The sequence below is a fragment of the Phaeobacter sp. JH20_02 genome (genome assembly GCF_048056915.1).
GTDB lineage: Bacteria > Pseudomonadota > Alphaproteobacteria > Rhodobacterales > Rhodobacteraceae > Phaeobacter > Phaeobacter bryozoorum.
The window spans coordinates 65,327-83,366 of the sequence record NZ_JAYMVP010000001.1 but is presented as its reverse complement, the minus strand read 5'-3'; the positions used below and the strand labels follow the sequence as shown (position 1 = coordinate 83,366).

Genomic DNA, 18,040 nt, shown 5'->3' with positions numbered 1-18,040 from the left:
TCCCGGTGTCTGGTGTTTTAAGTCTTGCGGTTTGTTATATTATAAAATAATAAACTGGAGCAACAAAGGGGGCCATCATGCGAAAACGCGCAACGACACGCCAATCAGATGTCCTGACCGTGTTGGAGTCCTGCGACAGGCCGATGACGGCATATCAAATTCTTGAACAGCTTCAGGTGAGCGAGCCAAGTATTGCGCCGCCAACAGTCTATCGTACGCTGTCGGCTCTGACCGATCAGGGGCGTGCGCATCGCCTTGAGTCAATCAACGCCTTTGTCCCCTGTCGCTGCGACCATGCTGAAAGCGTGCCTGTTCTGGCCATCTGCGAAGACTGCGGATCGGTAGAGGAACACGACGGCAGTGACCTGCTTCCGAAGCTTACAGAACTGACCGATAAAAATGCCTTTAAAGCCCTGCGCCATATCGTCGAAATCCACGGCCTATGTGGCACCTGTGCTGCCTGATCATTTTCCACATTGGACATTGTTATGAAACGAACTCTCTCTCTTCTCGCAATCGTTACTGCCTTGCCGGCGTTGGCCGAGGGCACCCGTCAACTTGGCGCGCATGAACACGGCGTTGGCACGCTGAACATTGCGATCGACGGGAGCACGGTATTGATGGAGTTCCAGGCGCCCGGTGCTGACCTGGTCGGGTTTGAACATGCCGCAAAGAGTGCCGCGGATCGTTCAGCAGTTGATGCTGCAATCGCCCGGCTCAGTGATCCGTTGGCCCTGTTCATTATGCCGGACGCCGCTCGGTGCAGCGTTGGCGAGGCGAGCGCAAAGCTGGAGACTGCCAGTGACCACGGTCAAGATGAGCATGAGGATCATGCCGAAGATGCCGGGCATGATAACAACCAACACGGTCATAACGACCACGAAGGCCACGCGAACGACAAGCATGATGACCATGAGCATGAAGGCCATGCTGAGCATCACACCGAAAAAGCAGATCACGCCGAGTTTAATGCAAATTACATACTAAACTGCGCCGAACCTGCATCCCTGACGAATATCAGCTTCGCTTACTTCGACGCCTTTCCCAACGCGCAGAAGGTTCAGGTGCAACTGGTCGGTGCATCCGGCGCGCACGCATATCAGGTCGAACGTGGCACCCCGATCCTGACGTTGGAGCGTTGAACGTAGGTGACGGATGCAACGCTCGAAATCACTGGACTGGCCTATCGTTGGCGCGGACGAACCGGGTTCTCGCTGAGTGTCCCGCAATTCTCTCTTGCAGCGGGTGAAACAGTCCTGCTTCTGGGCGAAAGCGGGTCGGGAAAATCAACGCTGCTGTCATTGATCTGCGGTACAATCCTGCCGGATCGCGGCGAGATTTCTGTTGCCGACAGAGATATTTCCCGATTGAGCGGAGGCGCGAGAGATACGTTCAGGGCGGAGCATATCGGCGTTATCTTCCAGCAGTTCAACTTGCTCCCATTTGGATCCGTGATCGACAATATCCTGCTGCCCCTCCGCTTTGCGCCCTCACGCCGCAGGCGGGTCAGCCAGCCCGCCGCGGAGGCAGCACGCTTGTGTTCTGCCCTGGGTCTGCCGGAGCATCTTATCAACGCAAAGGCCAGGACGCTCAGCGTGGGTCAGCAACAACGCGTCGCGGTGGCCCGTGCCTTGATTGGCCAGCCCCCCCTTATCATCGCGGATGAGCCGACCTCTGCCCTCGATAGCAACGCCCAGTACGCCTTTCTCGATGTGCTGTTCACACAGACTGCGTCTACGGGCTCTTCACTATTGATGGTGAGCCATGATCCCCGTCTGGGCAAAAGGTTCGACCGGGTCATCACCCTTGAGGACATCGCCGAAGTTCAGAAAGGTGTATCATGATTTTGCGGCTGGCGATTGCGTCGCTGTTTGCGCGTGCGCTGACGGTGGGCATGACAATCCTCGCTATCGCTTTGTCGGTCGCCCTTTTTCTTGGCGTCGAAAAGGTGCGAACCGGGGCCAAGGCGAGCTTTGCCGACACGATTTCCGGGACCGATCTGATTGTCGGCGCCCGCTCGGGATCTGTGCAGTTGTTGCTCTATTCAGTATTTCGTATCGGGAATGCGACAAACAACGTCAGCTGGCAAAGCTATCAGGACATCGCGGGCCGGTCTGATGTGGACTGGATTGTGCCGATCTCCCTTGGCGACAGCCACCGGCAGTTCCGTGTGATGGGCACCACCCAAGAGTTTTTTGAGCATTATAGATATCGGCAAGGCAGGTCGTTGACGCTGGCAAATGGCGCCGTCATGGATGATCTTTTTGATGCGGTGGTTGGGGCCGACGTCGCGTCCGCATTGGGTTACAAGGTCGGCGATCCGATCATCGTGGCGCATGGCCTTGCGTCTTTCACCGAACACAAAGATCAGCCATTCCGGGTCTCTGGAATTCTGGGAAAGACCGGTACGCCGGTTGACCGCACGGTCATCATAAGCATGGAGGCGATAGAAGCCATCCATGTCGACTGGCAGAGTGGCGCACAGATCCCCGGTCAGGCGACGCCGGTGGATGTCATCCGTCAGATGGACCTGACACCGAAAGCGATAACGGCGGCCCTCGTCGGTGTCAAAAGCCCGCTCCAGACATTTTCTCTGCAACGTTCCATCAACGAATATCGCGAAGAGCCGTTGCTGGCGATCCTGCCGGGTGTGGCTTTGCAAGAGCTATGGGGTATTGTTGGCATAGCCGAAACCGCGCTTGTTGCAGTCTCGGCTATGGTGGTTGTGACCGCGCTGATCGGAATGATGGCCACGATCTTTTCCAGTCTGAATGAACGGCGCCGCGAAATGGCGATCTTTCGCGCGATGGGTGCAGGTCCGCTAACAATACTTAGCCTGCTGGTGTTGGAAGCGATGATGATGGCCACTCTCGGGGCAACACTTGGATTGGGGTTGGTATATGTAGGGTTGATCATCTCCCAACCCCTTCTCGACAGCGCGCTTGGCTTGTGGTTGCCGATTGATGCGCCAACACTGCGCGAGTTTTGGGTCATTCTGAGCGTTATCTGTGCCGGCATGGTTGTCAGCCTCATACCTGCGATGAGAGCCTATAGAATGTCCGTTGCCGATGGTATGATGGTAAGGATGTAGTGGACTAAGCGAGGTGGACCAAATGATGAACCGCAGAACGGCGTTGATGCTCTTGTCTGGATCAGTGGTTGCCCCAACGGTGGCCTCTGCAGCGACGCCGCGCGAGATCATGTGGGATGACCTGATCCCGCCGGGAGTTCCCTATTCGGAGATCACCGGCGAAGGCGATATGGACGTTGAGAATGACACCTGGCGGCCGATCTACGACGCAAATGCGACGAAGCTGAATGAAGAGCTGAACGGTGTGTATATCAAGATGCCAGGTTTCATCATCCCCTTCGACGTCGGAGCAAAGGGCGTGACGGAGTTCATGCTGGTGCCCTATGTCGGCGCCTGCATCCATACGCCCCCGCCCCCGGCAAACCAGCTTGTGATGGTCACCGCGACAGAACCATGGCCGGGGGATCAGCTCTGGGATCCGGTTTGGGTTACGGGAACACTGCGCACGCAACTGCAATCTACCGCGCTTGGCCAAACGGGCTATTCCATAGCCGCCGACAAGATGGAGGTCTACGTCTGGTGACGAAGCAGCTCGACGTTTTTCGAAAGCTCCAAGCGAGGCAAGAATACCCCGCTTGAAGCCCAATCGGTCGCAGTTACTTTTTAACAAACTGTCGCGTGTGATGGCGCGGCAGTCTTGCAATTGAGCGGTGAGGCGAAGACAAGGAAACCGGCCGGCGCCGTGAGCTAGAGCTCCTGACTATGTTGATGCAATCTGCTCCGCGAACTTTATCAGCCGGTTCCGCTGAAATTCGACGAAATCGGCTGCGGGCTGGTTGGCCTCGGCAACGCCGCGGAAGGGGTCTTCGACATGGCTCTTGATGCCTGCCATGGTGGCGATCACCTCATGGGCACAGAAAGGCACCACTGCCTCGGCATAGCCGCCTTCATGAACCGCAACCAGTCTGCCACCGCACAGGTCACGCGCGGCCTTCATCACCGCGCGGGTGAGATAGGCGAATGTGCCGCTGTGGGCCGTCATTCGGCTGAGCGGATCGAAGTTATTGGCATCCAGCCCGCAGGCGATGATGATCAGATCCGGTTTGAATTCGTAAAGCGCGGGCAACACCAGCAGCTCCATCGCATCGGCGTAAGACTGGTGGCCTGCGCCCGGTAGCAGCTCGACGTTCAAGTTGCAGTCGGCTCCTGCTCCCGCGCCGCGCTCCTCCCCCAAGCCGGAGCCCGGCGGGAAGCAGCTTTGCTGGTGAACCGAAACCGTCAGAACATCATCGCGCTCATAAAATATGTCCTGGGTGCCGTTGCCATGATGCACATCCCAGTCAAGCACTGCGACGCGGCCTAGCCCTTTTTCAGCCTTGGCGGCCTCGATCGCGATCGGGATATTAGCCAAGAGGCAGAACCCCATGGAACCATCCCGCCCAGCATGGTGCCCCGGCGGGCGCGACAGGGCATAGGCGTTCTGATAGGTTCCGTCCAGCACATCGAAAACCGCCTGTCGCGCCAGCCCGGCCGACAAAGCGGCAATTTCGTAGCTGCCAGCTCCGAAAGGTGAGAACAGACCAGCATTCCCGCCGCCCGCATCGCTGAGCGCCTTGAAACGCTCAATGTAGTCACTGCTGTGGACCCGCGCCATTTCGCATTCGGTGACGGGCCGGGCGGACTGCACGCCCAGTTGGGCGGTCAGTCCGGACACATCCATCAGCGACTTCAGCCGCCGCTTGGATTCTGGCGATTCCGCGTGACCGGCGCCAGCGGGCGGCTGCACCCAGCCCCCGACCGGCATGATCAGCGCGTGTTCGCCAGTGGTGTGCCACAGGCAATGCTCGTCAAAGTAAAATCCTGTACCCGGCATTGTCGTCTCTCCTCGATGTGCAGGTTTCAGAAGCGCAGCGTTGCGTTCAGCAGCGCGGTGAACTGGTCGTTGCGGCCGCCGCCAAACAGTGTGCCGCCGCCGTCATAGGTGTCGTAGCGAAGCTCTGGCCGGATCCGCAGCGCGGGGGTTGCCTGCCACTCCAGCCCCGCCGTCACCGCATAGACATTGCCGCCGGTGGCGCCGTTCGCGGCCCACAGGATGTTGGCGGCGTTGTCGTCGCGAAACCATTCGGCACGCCCGTTCAGGTGCAGATTGTCCGCAAGCTGGTAACGGGCCTGGGCATTGAGGCCGTACCATTCGCTTTTCTGGGTGATCGCGCCGGGGGCCGGAATATCGCCGCCCTCCTGAAAGCCGTAGCTGGCCTCAAAAGCCAGGGACAGATCAGGGTTCACCTGATGGCCAACCGTCAGGTAGGCCGCCGCCCGGTCGAGCCGTTCACCGGTGCTGCTGAGCGCGATATAGGCGGAACCGCCGCGGGACGGGCCGTAGGCATCGCCCTCGCCGTTTCCATAGATCGCCTCGAAGTCGACCCAGGTTCGGAAATCCGCACTGCGCCAGCGCAGCGCGCCGATCAGCGTCAGGCGGCTGTCTTCCACCGTGCTCCAGCCGGTCACGGCGCCCAGCTCAAAGCCCCAGAGTCCGGCTCCCTCCCGCGTGGGCAGACGAGAGCTGATCAGCACGCCGGTATGGGTCCCAGGCCCATGCTGCAGGCTGTAGGTATGGGTGGAAAACCAGTTGGGCGGGGTGAACGGCAGGCCGATTTCCTTACCAGAGACTGGCGACAGGAAGTTCCCCGCCAAGACCGTGGTGCCGCCCAGCACCGGCAGATAGACCTCAGCATAGGCCTGCGGGAAGGCCAGCTTGTTGTCATCGTCCAGATCGGAGGTGAAGTCGTCAAACCCCGCAGTACGGAAGAAGTCGGAATCCCTCCCATAGGTCGCGGTGATATTGAAACCGAACTCCACCTGCTCGCCGCGCGGCCCCGGAAACGGGCCGACCCGGGCGATAACGCCTTGCGGGCGGCCGGCCAGCGGACCGGGGCAGCTGATGCCGCGGCAGAACACCAATCCCAGCTGGTTGAGGTTCAGCCCCTCCTCGCCGGAGAAGAACGCGCCATTGCCGAGCGCTCCGTCCACGCCAGTGCTGGACGCCGTGATGGCGGTTGCATCCACCCAGCCCAAGACACCAATACGGTGGTTCTTTTCCAGGCCGTCACCCGCGATGCTGCGGAACAAGGAGCCGTAGGCGTCCGGTGGCGGCGCATCCTGAGCACGGGTAGCGGCAGGCAGCAGTGATCCGGCCAGCCAGGCGGCCAGCGTCAAACTCTTCTTCATTTTCCCCTCCTGAAGGTATGGTCTTGCAGGCCTCAGACGGCCCTTCTGATATTGGGGAGCAGGCGGTCCAGCAGGCCGCTCAGCCCCCGCGGCGCCAACAGCATCACCGCAACCGCGATGAGGCCGAGGGCAATCTGGCTCCAGCCGGGATAGGCGGCGAGCCCCTCCCGCAGGAGAACGAACAGCAGCACGCCCAGCACCGGGCCGCGGATGGTGCCAAGCCCGCCGATAACGCAGATAAAGATCGCGTTCACCGTCCAGTTGATGTCGAAGGCGGCGATTGGCGAGACATAGAGCGTGCCAAGAAAACTGATGGCGCCGGCCATGCCGCACCCCGCCGCCGAAAGGACAAAGATGGTCCCTTTGATCCGCCGGGTTTTCACCCCCAGCGAGCGGGCGGCGGTTTCGTCATCGCGCATCGCATGGACATGCAGGCCATAGGGGCTTTGCTGCAGCAGCCACAGCCCCAGACACAGCCCCGCGGACAGTGCCAGCGCAAACCAGTGCGCCGACGCGGGCAGCCAGCTGGTGTCGATCCGCCGAGCCGCATAAAGCGGCAGGCCGGACGAGCTTCCGAAGTAGTCCAGCCGGCCGACAACGATTTTTATGATCTCTGCCGCCACCCACATGCCGATGGCGAAATAGACCTCGCGCAGGCGGAACAGAACCGGGGTCAGGGCAAGCGCCAGCAGCGCCGCCCCGGCCCCGGACAACGGGACCATGATGTAGGGAGAGACAGGCAGGTCCCGTGTGACAGCAAACAAGAGGTACGCCCCGGTGGCGACAAAGGCGTGGTGGCCAAGCGACAGGAGGCCGCCATAGCCCGCAAGCAGGTTCCAGCTTTGTGCGATGGCCAGCAGCACCAGCATTTCGGTCAGCAGCGCCAGCCCGCCTGCATTCAGCGCAAAAGGCGCGGCAGCAAGTGCAGTGAGCAAAAGGGCGAGAAATGAGCGGGTCATCGTGTCACCACCTTTCCGGCAAGCCCCTGCGGGCGGATGAGAAGGAAGACCAGCAGCATGAGGTGCCCGTAGAGCAGCCCCGACGCCGGATCAAAGTAGAAGCCCGCCACATGCACCAGCGCCAGGGCGATGCCGCCAAGATAGCTGGCCCAGATTGAGCCAAGGCCGCCGATCACGATCACCTCAAAGGCGATGAGCAGCCGCTCCGCACCGGAAAACGGCGTGATCGAACTGCGTGAGGCCAGCAGCATTCCTGCCAGCGCCGCACAGGCGGCGGAGACTGCCATGGCAATGGCAAAGATGCGTCGGCGGCGGATTGCAAACAGCGCCACGGTTTCCGCATCATCAGAGGTTGCGCGCACGGCACGGCCCAGCCGGGTTTTGCTCAGGATCAGATGCAGCCCGCCGAACAGCGACAGCGACAGCAGGAAGATGCCCAGCGGGAGCCAGCCGATTGTCTGGCCAGCAATGGTGAGATTTGCGGTTTTGACCGCGCCCAGGTCGATGCTGCGGCTGTTGGCGCCGTATAAGCCGACCATCGCATTCTGCATCACCACCGACAGGCCGAAGGTGACCAGCAGCGCGGGCATCGGATCGGGGCTCAGCACCCGGTTCAGCAGCTGGGTCTGCAGCAGCCAGCCAAAGGCGAAGGCGCCCGCGCAGACCAGCGGCATCAGCAGAAATGGGCTGACGGGCCAGGCCGCGCTGAGGGTAAACAGCGCCAGCGCGCCGGCAATGGCCAGCTCTCCATGAGCAATATTGGCAATCCGCATGACACCGAAGATCAGCGACAGCCCCAGCCCGAACAGCGCATAGAGCCCGCCCAGGAACAGCCCGTTCATCAGGATTTCTATGGCTGTGCTCATTGGTTCTCTCCGAAATAGGCCTGACTCACCTGCTCGAAACAGGCACCATCCGAAGCGCCTGCCAGCGACACTTGCCCTGCCAGCAGGCAGTAGAAACGGTCAGAGGCTGCCAGCGCCCTGCGGATATCCTGTTCGACCAGCACAATTGTGGTGCCGCGCGCCTTGAGGCCGGCCAAAGCCTCATACACCCGATCAACAATCACCGGCGCCAGCCCGAGGGAGGCCTCATCCACCAGCAAAAGCTCCGGGTTGGTCATCAGCGCGCGGCCGATGGCCACCATTTGCTGCTGGCCGCCCGACAGCAGACCTGCAGGCCGCTGCGCCATCGGCGCGATTTCGTCGAACAGCTGCAGCACCCGCGGCAGGGTCCAGTGGCCGCGCCGTCCGACATCGCCGCCGATCATCAGGTTTTCCGCCACGGTCAGGCTGGGAAACAGCCGGCGGCCTTCCGGCACCATGGCAATGCCGCGCTGCGCCAGCGCGCCGGGATCCAGCGCCAGAATGTCCTGCCCGGCAAAGGTCAGCTGCCCCGCCTCGCGTGTGCCCAAGCCTGCAATCGCCCGCAGCAGCGTGGTCTTTCCCGCGCCATTGGCACCGATCAGCGCGACGGTCTCGCCCTTGGCTACATGCGCATCAATTCCAAACAGGGCCTGGAAATCGCCATAGCGCGCGGTCAGGTTCTGCATCTGCAACAGGGTCATGCCGCCGCCCCCAGATACAGCGCGCGCACCTGCGGGTCGGCGGCAACCGCCTCCGGGCGGTCCTCAATCAGCTTGCGCCCCAGCGCCAGCATCATGATCCTGTCAGACGCTTCCTGCAGTGCGTGGGCGATATGCTCAATCCACAGGACCGCCAGCCCCGCTTCCTTCAGCCGCTTGACCAGCAGCACCATCTCGGCGGTTTCCTGATCGGTCAGCCCGCCGGACACCTCGTCCAGCAGGATCACTTTGGGATCAGAGGCCAGTGCCTTCGCCAGTTCGAGCCGTTTGCGGTCCAACAACCGCAGCGCGGTGCCGGGATTGTTGCGGTGTGGTCCCAGACCGGTGATCTCCAGGATCTCCTCCACCCTTGCCCGTGCGGCCGTGGGCGCGATGCCGTGGCTGGCATGCTGGGCCAGATAGAGTGTCTCTTGAACGCTGAGAGAGGCAAATGCGCGCGGCACCTGAAAGGCACGTGCCAGCCCGGCACGGACCCGCCCGGCTGTGTCCAGCCCGGTTACATCCCGCCCTGCCACATGGACCGATCCGCCATCGGCGCGTGTAACATCGGTCAGGAGGTCAAAGAACGTGCTCTTGCCCGCGCCATTGCCCCCCATGATCCCAAGGCAGCTGCCCGGTGCGACGGTGACCGAGACATCCTCGATCACCCGCAGGCCGCCAAACGCCTTGCTGAGATTGCGTGCTTCCAACATGGCTCAGACCTTGGGCAGTGCGATGGTTTCGCTTTCGACGCGAATGTCAGGCGCGAGGGTGTTTTCGGTAATCACCAGTTCAAACGCATGCTTGCCCGAGGACTTGCGCCACTGGCCGCCCGCCAGCTGGGTCTTCGCCACGTTTTTGACAGGGCTGGAGGCAAAATCCACCGGCCCCACAACCGTGTCCATTTTTGTGGCAGCAAACACGTCGCGGACTGCGGCGCGGTCCTTGGGGGCGCCGGACTGTACCAGCGCATTCAGACCCACCTCGAACAGCGCATGGCTGTAGCCCAGCGTCTGCACCCATTGCGCGTTGCTGTCTGCTTCCCAGGCACCGGCCAGTTCGCGGGCGCTTTGCCCCGTGAAGGAAGAGGCGAAGGGCACATTCGGGGTCCACCAGACCTCAGTCGTCATGCCATCGCCGCGCGCGCCCATCGCCTCGATCGCCTGCGGGAACAGAAAAGCCGCCGCAAAGGTGCAGGCCTTTGGGGTGTAGCCCGCCTGCCCCGCCTGATTCCAGAAGGTGATCCAATGCGGCGGGAAGCCGAAGCCAGTCACAATATCGGCGCTTGCGTCGCGGAAGCGGCTGACCTGGGCGGAATAGTCATCCGCGTCGATCTTGAACATGCCGCCATCGGTACGCGAATACCCGCCCCTCTCGATAAAGCCCGGCAACCCCATCGCCGGATCGGCAAAGGCCTGTCCGACCGGGTTGTCGAGATAGAAATCGCCAACGCTCTTGTTGGTGTCGATCTGATCCCAAAGCCGCACAAAGGTGCTCATGGCGTCATCAGCCCCCCAGAAGAAATGGAAGGTCCAGGGAAAGCCCTGTTCCGGGTTGGAGCCGCGCGGGAACATCCAGGCTTGCCAGGGCTGCATCGTGCTCATCGTCGGGATGCCGTGGATATCAGCGATCTCGCCCAATGCCACCGCCGCATCGCCGTCGTTGATCAGCAGCATATCGACCTGATCGCGCAGGATCAGCTCATTGCCCGCAGAGATCGACCGGTTCATGTTGGACTGGTTGTCCTTCACGATGATCTCCACCTCATGGGAGCTGCCACCTGAGTTCAGCCCGCCCTCCAGCTGCTTGCGGATGCTGTCGACCATCCACTGATCCGATGTCCCGAACGAGGCGCGCGGTCCGCTCAGCGGCGAGATGAATCCGATCCGCACCTTCTTGGAGGCGGCGGTGGCAATGGACGGCATCGCGAGTGTGCCGGTTGCGGCGGCCGTTCCGGCCAGGAAACTGCGACGGCTGAAAGATGTGTTTCTGGTCATGGTGATCCTCCCTTTTCCAAAACGGTACGGAAGGGCGAACGGGCCAGACATAGTGCAGATGCACTATCCGGCTGCGGGCTTTTGTTCGACCCTGCAGCGCTTGCGGATACAGAAAGAAGCTGCAGAAAATCAGCAGTCTAGTCCCGGATTCAACTCAATCGCAAAAGGCCGGGCGCAGCTCTAGCGCGGCAGGCCGCCCGCCAAGCGGAGCAGTTCGACTTTGTTGTGAACGCCAGTTTTCCGGTAAACGGAGGCCGCCTGATTCCGCACGGTATTGACCGAAACGCCGACGTCTTCGGCAATAGCCCGCATCGTCGCGCCGGAAATCAGCAGCTCCGCAACATGGCGTTCCTTCGGGGACAGGCGGCTCAGGGGGCTGACCGGCTGTGCCGAAATCAGCCAAAGGTCGTCAGAGTAACGGGAGCGGCCGAAGGTCGTCCCGGAGGGCGGGGTGATCACAGTATGACCCGCCAGTTCCCGCATCATGGCCGTCGGCTTCTGCCCCGGCTCAAGCCCGTCTTTCACCGCCGCATTGAAGCCGGAAGAGCACAAGAACAATTCGCCCTCATGGTCCAGCAGCGCCCATTCGTTGCAGGGATCCACCCGCAATCCTAGGTCCAGCTGTAAGCACATCGACAACGCCTGCTCCAGATGCCGTAGGATGGCCAGAAAATCCGCAGTCTCTGTGTCGGTAAAGGCTGGCTTCTGGCCATGCCGGTAAAGCGACATGAAAAAGTTGAACGGCCCTTCGCGCACCTTGCAATGGCCGTTCAGCATCTGGGTCAGATCGAATTCCTCGGCGAAGACCTTAAACCCGGGATCTGTCACAGCATCCTCGACCGACAGCGACCGGGCGTACCGTTTCAGGGAACGGCCGGTACGCACAAAGGGGTCATTCACCAGATGCGCTTTGACCTTGGGCTCGAACCCCTCCGGCAAACCGCTGACCATCGTATGGACCATCGCGATCTTGCCGCCCCGGAAAACCGACCAGCCCCACCAGGCGGAATCAAACACCGTAATGCCGCGCATCAGCCCGATCATGTACTGCTGGAAATGCAGCGGCGTGTGGGTGTTGGCCTTGTCCATCAGGCTCAGTACAAATTCACTCAGATCATAGCGGTTCATGAGGTCCGGGTATCCCGCGCCAAGCTGCCAAACACATAGTGCATCTGCACTATACAGCACCTCCCTTTCCCTGGCTAGCGTTGGCGTCAGCGCCCCGGGACTGCCGAGGGCATGCGCAAATCCAAGGGAGGATTACACCATGACTGCAACCCTGAAAGACGTGATCGCCGAGAAGTCGCGCCAGTTCGAGGCGGACTTTGCCGCTGGCGATGTCGCCGCGCTGGTGGAGGGCTACTACACCGCCGACCCGGTGGTGATTGGCCAGGGGATCGGAACCTTTACCGGGCGCGACGGTGCCTCAGCCTACTTCCTGGGTGCGGTGCAAGACATGAAGTTGGCCCAGCTCTCAACAACATCGGTGCAGCAAGAAGGCTGCAGCGCGATTGAGACAGGCCGCGTGGTACTGACGCCGCGGGCCGAGGGCGCAGGCGATATCCATCTGGCCTATGTGGTTGTCTGGCAGAACGGTGACGACGGCTGGAAGGTCCATATGGACTATTTCATGCCCGCCGCCTGACCTGCAGCCAAGGAGGACACCCTATGACATTTGAGATGACAATCGGCGGCGCGCCCGCGCCAGCTGCCGCCAGTTTCGACGTTGCCAACCCGGCAGGCGGGCTGGCAGGCCGAGCACCAAACGGAACACTGGCGGACCTAGACCGTGCGGTAGCAGCCGCGCAGGAGGCCTTTGCCAGCTGGTCGCAGCTGCCCGACACCGAACTGCGGCGCTATTGCGAAGCCGTCACGGACAAGATCGCGGAGCACGCTGAGGAGCTCGCGCAGCTAATCACCGCCGAACAGGGCAAGCCGCTCAATGGCCTCGGATCACGTTTTGAGATGGGCGGAGCTCAGGCCTGGGCCGGTTACACCGCTCAGCTGTCGCTGCCGGTCAAAGTTCTGCAGGAAGACGCCGAAGGTCGGATTGAGCTGCATCGCAAACCGCTTGGTGTCGTCGGCTCGATCACCCCTTGGAACTACCCGGTGATGATTGCGATTTGGCACATTCTGCCCGCGCTGCGGACCGGCAATACAGTGGTGATAAAACCCTCCCCGCTGACTCCGCTCAGCACCCTGCGGCTTGTGGCTTTGCTGAACGAGGTGCTGCCTGCGGGAGTCCTAAATTGTGTCGCCAGCGACGACCAGGCTGACAATCTGGGGGCAGCAATGTCTGCCCATCCGGGGATCCGCAAAATTGTCTTCACCGGCTCTTGTGCAACGGGCGCGAAGATCATGGCCTCGGCCGCGCCGACGATGAAGCGGCTGACGCTGGAAATGGGCGGCAATGACGCGGGCATCGTGCTGCCGGACGCCGATCCGCAAGCAATCGCCGAGGGGCTGTTCTGGGGCGCCTTCATCAACAACGGCCAGACCTGCGCCGCGCTGAAGCGCCTTTATGTGCATGAAGACATTCACGATGCAGTCTGCGCCGCGCTGGTGGAATTTGCCCGCACCATTCCGGTGGGTCCGGGATCCGACGAGTCCTCCATCCTTGGCCCGCTGCAGAATCCCATGCAGCACGCCAAGGTGTCCCGTCTCGTAGCAGCGGCCCGCGATAAAGGCCAACTGCTGCTGGGCGGCAACCCTGGTGAAGGGCTGTTTTTTGAGCCGACCATCATTGCCGGTCTTACCAATGGTGATGCGCTGGTGGATGAGGAGCAGTTCGGTCCAGCCCTGCCGGTTATCAAATTCCGCGACGTTGAGGAGGCGATTGCAGCCGCCAATGACAGCCCCAACGGGCTGGGCGGATCGGTCTGGTCCAGCGATATTGCCAAGGCGCGAACAGTGGCGGCACGACTGGAGTGCGGCTCAGTCTGGATCAACAAGCACGGGGCAATCCAGCCCAACGCGCCATTCGGCGGGGTGAAATCCTCGGGGCTCGGCGTGGAATTCGGCGAGGAAGGACTGGCAGAATACACCGATATCCAAGTGGTGTTCACCTGAACGGGCGGCCGGGGCCGCAGCCCCGGCCCTATCCTGCGTTGTCGTAGCGTTCCCGTGCAGTCATGATTTCCGGGTGCTTCTCTACCGCCCAGGCGGCCATCGCGCCGATAGGGTCAAACAAGGATCGGCCCAGCTCGGTAATGGCATAGTCAACCCGCGGCGGGATCACCGGTGTGACCTTGCGCGCCACCAGCCCATCGCGTTCTAGCTGCCGCAGGGTCTGGGTCAGCATCCGCTGCGAAACATCGGGGATTGCCCGTTGAATTTCTGAAAACCGGTATTCCCCGTCCCGCAGCAACAGGATCACCAGCAGGCTCCATTTGCCGCTGATCTGCGCCAGCACGGTTCGGATCGGGCAAAGATCCAGACCCAGCTCTCGTTCGATTTCCTCACGCCGCTTCATGGATTTTCCTTAGTTACTAAAAAGTGCCTTCTTCCACATAGGAACTACACTTCTTAATAGTAACTTATGTGACCGACTCAGGCAACAGCCACGAAGGAGACTTGAATGACCATTTTCGAGAAAGCGGCAACAACAGCGGTGCTGGCCGCAGCCGTAGCAACCTCTGCAGCCGCTGATCCCGCAGAAAACAAGGCCACCGCCCGGACTCTTCTTGAGCAGGGCCTCGCTAAAGGCGACCGCGAGTTTATCCGCGCGCATGTCGCCGAGGATTACATCCAGCACAACCCGCAAGCCGCCGATGGGCGCGAAGGGCTGTTGGGCTTTGTGGACTTCCTTGAAACGCTGGATCCGCCCGTGCAGGTCAACCCCATCCGGGTGTTCGGTGATGACAGCTTTGTGGTGATCCATCAGACAGCGGAATTCTTCGGCCCCAAGGTGATCATCGACCTGTTCCGCTTTGAAGACGGTAAACTGGTTGAGCATTGGGATGCGATCCAGGATGAAGTGACTGAAACCGCCAGCGGCCGTTCCATGATTGATGGCACCACCGAAATCACAGATCTGGACAAGACCGAAGCCAACAAGGCACTGGTTACCGGCCTCGTCACCGACGTGCTGATGGGCGGCGACCTTGCCAGGATCGACGACTACATCCGCGCCGATTACATGCAGCACAATCCTTATGTGCCAGACACCCGCGACGGGCTGAAGGGGTTCATCGCCTATTTGGCCGAGAACGAAATCTCCTTCGGCTACACCGAACTGCACAACGTGGTGGCTGAAGGCAATTTCGTAATGACCCAAGCTGCAGGCATCTACGACGGCAAACCCACCGCTTTCTATGACCTCTGGCGCGTCGAGGACGGGCTGATCGCCGAGCATTGGGACGCGGTGCAGGAAATCCCCGCCGAATTCGCCCACGGCAACGGCATGTTTTGATTCACAACCCCTTTAACTTCACGTCCAACGGAAAGGATACGCAATGACCAAAATCCACCTTCTCAGCACCCTCGCCGCTCTTGCCATCATGACAGGCGCAGCCGCTGCAGCAACTTACAAGACAGATCCTGGCCACACTGAGGTTCGCGTGGGCTGGAACCACGCCGGCGTCTCAATGCAGCACGGCGAATTCACTGCGGTCAGCGGCACGCTGGAACTGGATCCTGCAAACCCGGAGACCGCCAGCGTCACAGCGGCCATCGCAACGGACAGCTTCTTCTCCGGCGTCGAAGCGCTTGATCAACATGCCAAAAGTCCGGATTTCCTGGACGCAGGCACCTATCCGGAGATCACCTTTACCAGCACCGGTGTAAAACTCACCGGTGAGGATACAGCCGAGATTACCGGCGATCTGACCTTGCACGGTGTCACCAAACCGGTGGTGCTTGAGGCCCGCCTGACACACCTTGGCGCGCATCCGGTCGGTCAGTTCTTTGATTACTACAAAGGCGACTGGGTGGCATTCTCCGCGTCGGGCACAATCGACCCGGCAGATTTCGGCGTCGGCAGCAGCATCCCGGTGGGCCAGCTGACCATCGAAATCGACACCGAGCTTAAAGCAGCCGAATAAGCTCAGGTCTCAATATACCAAGTATTCCGACACCGGGGCGCCAGCTTCGGGGTCGGAGTCTGCACATCAGACTGGTAGATTCAGCGAGACGGTCCATAATTGAGGATATCCACCATGGAATTGGTCACAGCTTGCGGTTGCAAACCAAGGGTTCACGAAATGCCTGAAGCCGACATCCATCGTGCTGTTCAGTTGTTGACCATTCAGAACGTAGGTAATCACTTGCGCTTTACTGCGCTGCAGCAAGCTTAGCGAGCGTTCTAAGTCAAAGGAGCCGCACAGCTGCAACGCATTCTAAGGTTCTTCAAGCGACTGGACACCCTAAGCAGAGGTGGTTCGGGTCGTTTGAACAGTTTCCGGCCGTTTCGTAGGTAGATTTCCCGCTCGATTATGCTGCGACCGGGATTTGTCGCAACGGTTTGAGATAGGCCTGATCGGGCGTCTGCCCGTCCAGCGATGAGTGCGGCCTCCTGCTGTTATAGAACGCCAGATATCGGCACAGGCTCTCGCGGGCTGCTGACACGCTTTCATACGCGCGCAGGTAGACCTCCTCGTATTTGATCGTCCGCCACAGCCGTTCGACAAAGACGTTGTCCCGCCACGCACCTTTGCCATCCATGCTGATCTGGATGCCCGCGTCCTTCAGCGTCTTGATGAAGTCGATGGACGTGAACTGGCTGCCCTGATCCGTGTTCATGATCTCGGGCTTGCCATGACCGCGCAAGGCATCTTTCAAAGCCTCGATGCCCGGGCCGGTTTCCAGCGTTGTCGACAATCGCCAGACCAGAATCTTTCGGCTGAACCAGTCCAGCACCGCAACGAGATAAACAAATCCGCGCGCCACGGGGATGTAGGTAATGTCCATCGCCCAGACCTGGTTTGGCCGTGTCACAGCAAGCGTTCTCAGCAGACTGGCCTTGGCGAGCGCTTCGCCTAAAAAATCGTTTTCCAGCGTCAACTGGCCTATCTTCGCGTGCAACGATTTGACATCGATCTCGGGCTCCTTCGTCCCAGCACGCTGCCGGATCAGGAGCGGAAAATCCACCTAGCTCAACTGTCCATATTTCTCGGGCCAAATCTAATGGCCGCTCTATCTCTCTTCGCAAAGATCAGGGAAAAGCTGCTCTGGCTTAGTTTGCAAAGCGTCCGCCAAAGCCTGCTCAATCTTCGCAGATCGACACATTCTTTTTCCTACCAAAGTGACAGCAGAGTCAGTCACGCCCAATTCGCGGGCGATCTTTGCGAGAGAGCTTCCCCGGACGCGAAGATCGGCCCTGAGGCGTTCATGTCGATCTAACTGTTGTTTTGTGGGCTGACGCATGTTGGCACAATAACGCAGCGCAAGTTTTAGGACAACACGGAACGCCAGCGAGCAGTGTTCGGATGCTGGGTGAATGTTGCGGCGGAAGAGTTCGGCCGGGACTCTGTTGGGTCAATGATGTGACGGAAAAGTCAAACACCTCTGACGTCATACAAATGGGGAAAGTGGCGGACCGAGGAGGATTCGAACCCCCGACCCCTTGATTCGTAGTCAAGTACTCTATCCAGCTGAGCTATCGGTCCACTGCGGCGGGGTTTAAGCGTAGCGGCGCGGGGGTGCAAGTCAAAAGCGAGGGGTCGGCCCTTTTTTTGGCTGACCCCTGAAACGGCTTCTTACCCGGATCAATCAGAACCCCAGTTTGGACCGGGTCTGTTGAACCTGGGCCTGGAATTTATATCCACGGACGAGACCCGCATCTTTCCCCATCGGCCACCATTCGGGATCGTTCGGCCAGCTTCGCCAGATGACACCCCAGGCGTCAACCACATGGCTGATGCAGGATTTGTCGTTCGCGCTGGCTCCGGCACGGCGTCCGCTTGGGTAGTACCAAACGAGATCCTGGCACATCTGCCCGTTTGCATCGACCGCCCAGGTTCCTGCGCCCAGGTTGTCGCTTTGGTCGGCACACCAGGCGCGCGCCTGACCGCCCGGTGCGAAATAGATGCCTCCGCCGCAGTTGTTGGTCCAGAGTTCAGTCTTTCCCGAGTATATTTTTGCAATTTTCTGCGGATTGGCAATTTTTGCACTGCGCGGCAACGGGTCTGCGGATGTCACCGCAGGTAAAGTGCAAAGCAGCGCCGCAGCAATCAGGTTACGTTTAACACTAGTCATCATTTACCTCCTCGGGTCTACCTGGAATCTGTCATCTTGATCTGCTGAACCGCTCTCCAGGCGCGAA

General features: G+C 60.4%; 20 protein-coding genes, 1 tRNA gene and 1 pseudogene. 9 read left to right on the top strand and 13 right to left on the bottom strand.

What is annotated here, in order from left to right; genetic code table 11:
* Window positions 1–77 precede the first annotated feature (77 nt).
* From VWY34_RS00430 to VWY34_RS00410, 5 genes are read left to right on the top strand one after another with little or no spacing between them, the layout of a single operon-like run.
* Window positions 78–464: a Fur family transcriptional regulator gene (locus VWY34_RS00430; RefSeq protein ID WP_416545008.1), complete on the top strand. Its 387-nt coding sequence runs from the start codon at window positions 78–80 to the stop codon at window positions 462–464.
* A gap of 24 nt (window positions 465–488) precedes the next feature.
* Complete coding sequence (zrgA, locus tag VWY34_RS00425; protein WP_416545006.1) at window positions 489–1,142, top strand: zinc uptake protein ZrgA; 654 nt, start codon at window positions 489–491, stop codon at window positions 1,140–1,142.
* 6 nt (window positions 1,143–1,148) lie between these two features.
* On the top strand, window positions 1,149–1,844 hold the full coding sequence (locus VWY34_RS00420; protein WP_416545004.1) for an ABC transporter ATP-binding protein: 696 nt from the start codon (window positions 1,149–1,151) through the stop codon (window positions 1,842–1,844).
* Window positions 1,841–3,091: an ABC transporter permease gene (locus VWY34_RS00415; RefSeq protein WP_340547656.1), complete on the top strand. Its 1,251-nt coding sequence runs from the start codon at window positions 1,841–1,843 to the stop codon at window positions 3,089–3,091. The genes VWY34_RS00420 and VWY34_RS00415 overlap by 4 nt, the downstream gene beginning before the upstream one ends.
* A gap of 22 nt (window positions 3,092–3,113) precedes the next feature.
* On the top strand, window positions 3,114–3,614 hold the full coding sequence (locus VWY34_RS00410; RefSeq protein ID WP_340547655.1) for a DUF3299 domain-containing protein: 501 nt from the start codon (window positions 3,114–3,116) through the stop codon (window positions 3,612–3,614).
* Window positions 3,615–3,791: 177 nt separating this feature from the next.
* Here the strand turns inward: VWY34_RS00410 and VWY34_RS00405 are convergent, their stop codons facing one another.
* The 8 genes from VWY34_RS00405 to VWY34_RS00370 all read right to left on the bottom strand — a co-directional run bounded on the left by VWY34_RS00405 (window position 3,792) and on the right by VWY34_RS00370 (window position 11,907).
* Complete coding sequence (locus VWY34_RS00405) at window positions 3,792–4,904, bottom strand: class II histone deacetylase (RefSeq protein ID WP_416545002.1); 1,113 nt, start codon at window positions 4,902–4,904, stop codon at window positions 3,792–3,794.
* A 26-nt stretch (window positions 4,905–4,930) separates the two neighbouring features.
* The gene (locus tag VWY34_RS00400) at window positions 4,931–6,259 is read right to left on the bottom strand and encodes an outer membrane beta-barrel protein (protein WP_416537998.1); all 1,329 of its coding nucleotides are present in this window, start codon (window positions 6,257–6,259) and stop codon (window positions 4,931–4,933) included.
* Window positions 6,260–6,291: 32 nt separating this feature from the next.
* Window positions 6,292–7,218 (bottom strand): branched-chain amino acid ABC transporter permease, encoded by a 927-nt coding sequence (locus tag VWY34_RS00395; RefSeq protein ID WP_416545000.1) that lies wholly within the window; start codon window positions 7,216–7,218, stop codon window positions 6,292–6,294.
* Window positions 7,215–8,084 (bottom strand): branched-chain amino acid ABC transporter permease, encoded by an 870-nt coding sequence (locus VWY34_RS00390; protein ID WP_416544998.1) that lies wholly within the window; start codon window positions 8,082–8,084, stop codon window positions 7,215–7,217. The genes VWY34_RS00395 and VWY34_RS00390 overlap by 4 nt, the downstream gene beginning before the upstream one ends.
* Window positions 8,081–8,785 carry an ABC transporter ATP-binding protein gene (locus VWY34_RS00385; RefSeq protein ID WP_416544996.1) on the bottom strand — a complete coding sequence of 235 codons (705 nt, stop codon included), beginning with the start codon at window positions 8,783–8,785 and terminating at the stop codon, window positions 8,081–8,083. The genes VWY34_RS00390 and VWY34_RS00385 overlap by 4 nt, the downstream gene beginning before the upstream one ends.
* Entirely contained in the window at window positions 8,782–9,495 is a 714-nt protein-coding gene (locus VWY34_RS00380) for an ABC transporter ATP-binding protein (RefSeq protein ID WP_416544994.1), read from the bottom strand. The genes VWY34_RS00385 and VWY34_RS00380 overlap by 4 nt, the downstream gene beginning before the upstream one ends.
* A 3-nt stretch (window positions 9,496–9,498) precedes the next feature.
* Entirely contained in the window at window positions 9,499–10,779 is a 1,281-nt protein-coding gene (locus VWY34_RS00375; protein WP_416544992.1) for an ABC transporter substrate-binding protein, read from the bottom strand.
* Between the two features lie 180 nt (window positions 10,780–10,959).
* A complete protein-coding gene (locus VWY34_RS00370; RefSeq protein WP_416544990.1) occupies window positions 10,960–11,907 on the bottom strand; it encodes a helix-turn-helix transcriptional regulator in 948 nt (315 codons plus the stop codon).
* Window positions 11,908–12,046: 139 nt separating this feature from the next.
* Between VWY34_RS00370 and VWY34_RS00365 the strand changes: the two genes are divergently transcribed.
* Window positions 12,047–12,424, top strand: a complete 378-nt coding sequence (locus VWY34_RS00365; protein WP_416535450.1) for a nuclear transport factor 2 family protein — start codon at window positions 12,047–12,049, stop codon at window positions 12,422–12,424.
* A 23-nt stretch (window positions 12,425–12,447) separates the two neighbouring features.
* A complete protein-coding gene (locus tag VWY34_RS00360) occupies window positions 12,448–13,848 on the top strand; it encodes an aldehyde dehydrogenase family protein (protein ID WP_416544988.1) in 1,401 nt (466 codons plus the stop codon).
* A gap of 28 nt (window positions 13,849–13,876) precedes the next feature.
* Here VWY34_RS00360 and VWY34_RS00355 read toward each other — a convergent pair whose 3' ends face one another.
* On the bottom strand, window positions 13,877–14,251 hold the full coding sequence (locus tag VWY34_RS00355; protein ID WP_340547645.1) for a winged helix-turn-helix transcriptional regulator: 375 nt from the start codon (window positions 14,249–14,251) through the stop codon (window positions 13,877–13,879).
* A 105-nt stretch (window positions 14,252–14,356) separates the two neighbouring features.
* Between VWY34_RS00355 and VWY34_RS00350 the strand changes: the two genes are divergently transcribed.
* On the top strand, window positions 14,357–15,190 hold the full coding sequence (locus VWY34_RS00350; RefSeq protein ID WP_340547644.1) for a nuclear transport factor 2 family protein: 834 nt from the start codon (window positions 14,357–14,359) through the stop codon (window positions 15,188–15,190).
* Between the two features lie 43 nt (window positions 15,191–15,233).
* Entirely contained in the window at window positions 15,234–15,821 is a 588-nt protein-coding gene (locus VWY34_RS00345; protein WP_416539578.1) for a YceI family protein, read from the top strand.
* A 388-nt stretch (window positions 15,822–16,209) separates the two neighbouring features.
* On the opposite strand, the pseudogene VWY34_RS00340 reads toward VWY34_RS00345, so the two are convergent.
* From VWY34_RS00340 to VWY34_RS00325, 4 genes and pseudogenes are all read right to left on the bottom strand, one after another.
* Window positions 16,210–16,731 (bottom strand): annotated as a pseudogene (locus VWY34_RS00340) (IS3 family transposase); the annotation flags it as partial.
* Between the two features lie 180 nt (window positions 16,732–16,911).
* Window positions 16,912–17,142, bottom strand: a complete 231-nt coding sequence (locus tag VWY34_RS00335) for a helix-turn-helix domain-containing protein (RefSeq protein ID WP_416544986.1) — start codon at window positions 17,140–17,142, stop codon at window positions 16,912–16,914.
* A gap of 165 nt (window positions 17,143–17,307) precedes the next feature.
* A tRNA-Arg gene (locus tag VWY34_RS00330) sits at window positions 17,308–17,384 on the bottom strand.
* A gap of 103 nt (window positions 17,385–17,487) precedes the next feature.
* Window positions 17,488–17,973: a DUF995 domain-containing protein gene (locus VWY34_RS00325; protein ID WP_416539577.1), complete on the bottom strand. Its 486-nt coding sequence runs from the start codon at window positions 17,971–17,973 to the stop codon at window positions 17,488–17,490.
* Window positions 17,974–18,040: the final 67 nt, after the last annotated feature.

What these genes read in the sequence shown, in the direction of transcription:
- VWY34_RS00390 (WP_416544998.1), bottom strand. Translation starts at nt 8,084, where the DNA reads ATGAGCACAGCCATAGAAATCCTGATGAACGGGCTGTTCCTGGGCGGG.
- VWY34_RS00405 (WP_416545002.1), bottom strand. Translation starts at nt 4,904, where the DNA reads ATGCCGGGTACAGGATTTTACTTTGACGAGCATTGCCTGTGGCACACC.
- VWY34_RS00415 (WP_340547656.1), top strand. Translation starts at nt 1,841, where the DNA reads ATGATTTTGCGGCTGGCGATTGCGTCGCTGTTTGCGCGTGCGCTGACG.
- VWY34_RS00365 (WP_416535450.1), top strand. Translation starts at nt 12,047, where the DNA reads ATGACTGCAACCCTGAAAGACGTGATCGCCGAGAAGTCGCGCCAGTTC.
- VWY34_RS00410 (WP_340547655.1), top strand. Translation starts at nt 3,114, where the DNA reads ATGATGAACCGCAGAACGGCGTTGATGCTCTTGTCTGGATCAGTGGTT.
- VWY34_RS00335 (WP_416544986.1), bottom strand. Translation starts at nt 17,142, where the DNA reads ATGCGTCAGCCCACAAAACAACAGTTAGATCGACATGAACGCCTCAGG.
- VWY34_RS00355 (WP_340547645.1), bottom strand. Translation starts at nt 14,251, where the DNA reads ATGAAGCGGCGTGAGGAAATCGAACGAGAGCTGGGTCTGGATCTTTGC.
- zrgA (WP_416545006.1), top strand. Translation starts at nt 489, where the DNA reads ATGAAACGAACTCTCTCTCTTCTCGCAATCGTTACTGCCTTGCCGGCG.
- VWY34_RS00380 (WP_416544994.1), bottom strand. Translation starts at nt 9,495, where the DNA reads ATGTTGGAAGCACGCAATCTCAGCAAGGCGTTTGGCGGCCTGCGGGTG.
- VWY34_RS00395 (WP_416545000.1), bottom strand. Translation starts at nt 7,218, where the DNA reads ATGACCCGCTCATTTCTCGCCCTTTTGCTCACTGCACTTGCTGCCGCG.
- VWY34_RS00350 (WP_340547644.1), top strand. Translation starts at nt 14,357, where the DNA reads ATGACCATTTTCGAGAAAGCGGCAACAACAGCGGTGCTGGCCGCAGCC.
- VWY34_RS00385 (WP_416544996.1), bottom strand. Translation starts at nt 8,785, where the DNA reads ATGACCCTGTTGCAGATGCAGAACCTGACCGCGCGCTATGGCGATTTC.
- VWY34_RS00430 (WP_416545008.1), top strand. Translation starts at nt 78, where the DNA reads ATGCGAAAACGCGCAACGACACGCCAATCAGATGTCCTGACCGTGTTG.
- VWY34_RS00360 (WP_416544988.1), top strand. Translation starts at nt 12,448, where the DNA reads ATGACATTTGAGATGACAATCGGCGGCGCGCCCGCGCCAGCTGCCGCC.
- VWY34_RS00370 (WP_416544990.1), bottom strand. Translation starts at nt 11,907, where the DNA reads ATGAACCGCTATGATCTGAGTGAATTTGTACTGAGCCTGATGGACAAG.
- VWY34_RS00325 (WP_416539577.1), bottom strand. Translation starts at nt 17,973, where the DNA reads ATGACTAGTGTTAAACGTAACCTGATTGCTGCGGCGCTGCTTTGCACT.
- VWY34_RS00345 (WP_416539578.1), top strand. Translation starts at nt 15,234, where the DNA reads ATGACCAAAATCCACCTTCTCAGCACCCTCGCCGCTCTTGCCATCATG.
- VWY34_RS00375 (WP_416544992.1), bottom strand. Translation starts at nt 10,779, where the DNA reads ATGACCAGAAACACATCTTTCAGCCGTCGCAGTTTCCTGGCCGGAACG.
- VWY34_RS00400 (WP_416537998.1), bottom strand. Translation starts at nt 6,259, where the DNA reads ATGAAGAAGAGTTTGACGCTGGCCGCCTGGCTGGCCGGATCACTGCTG.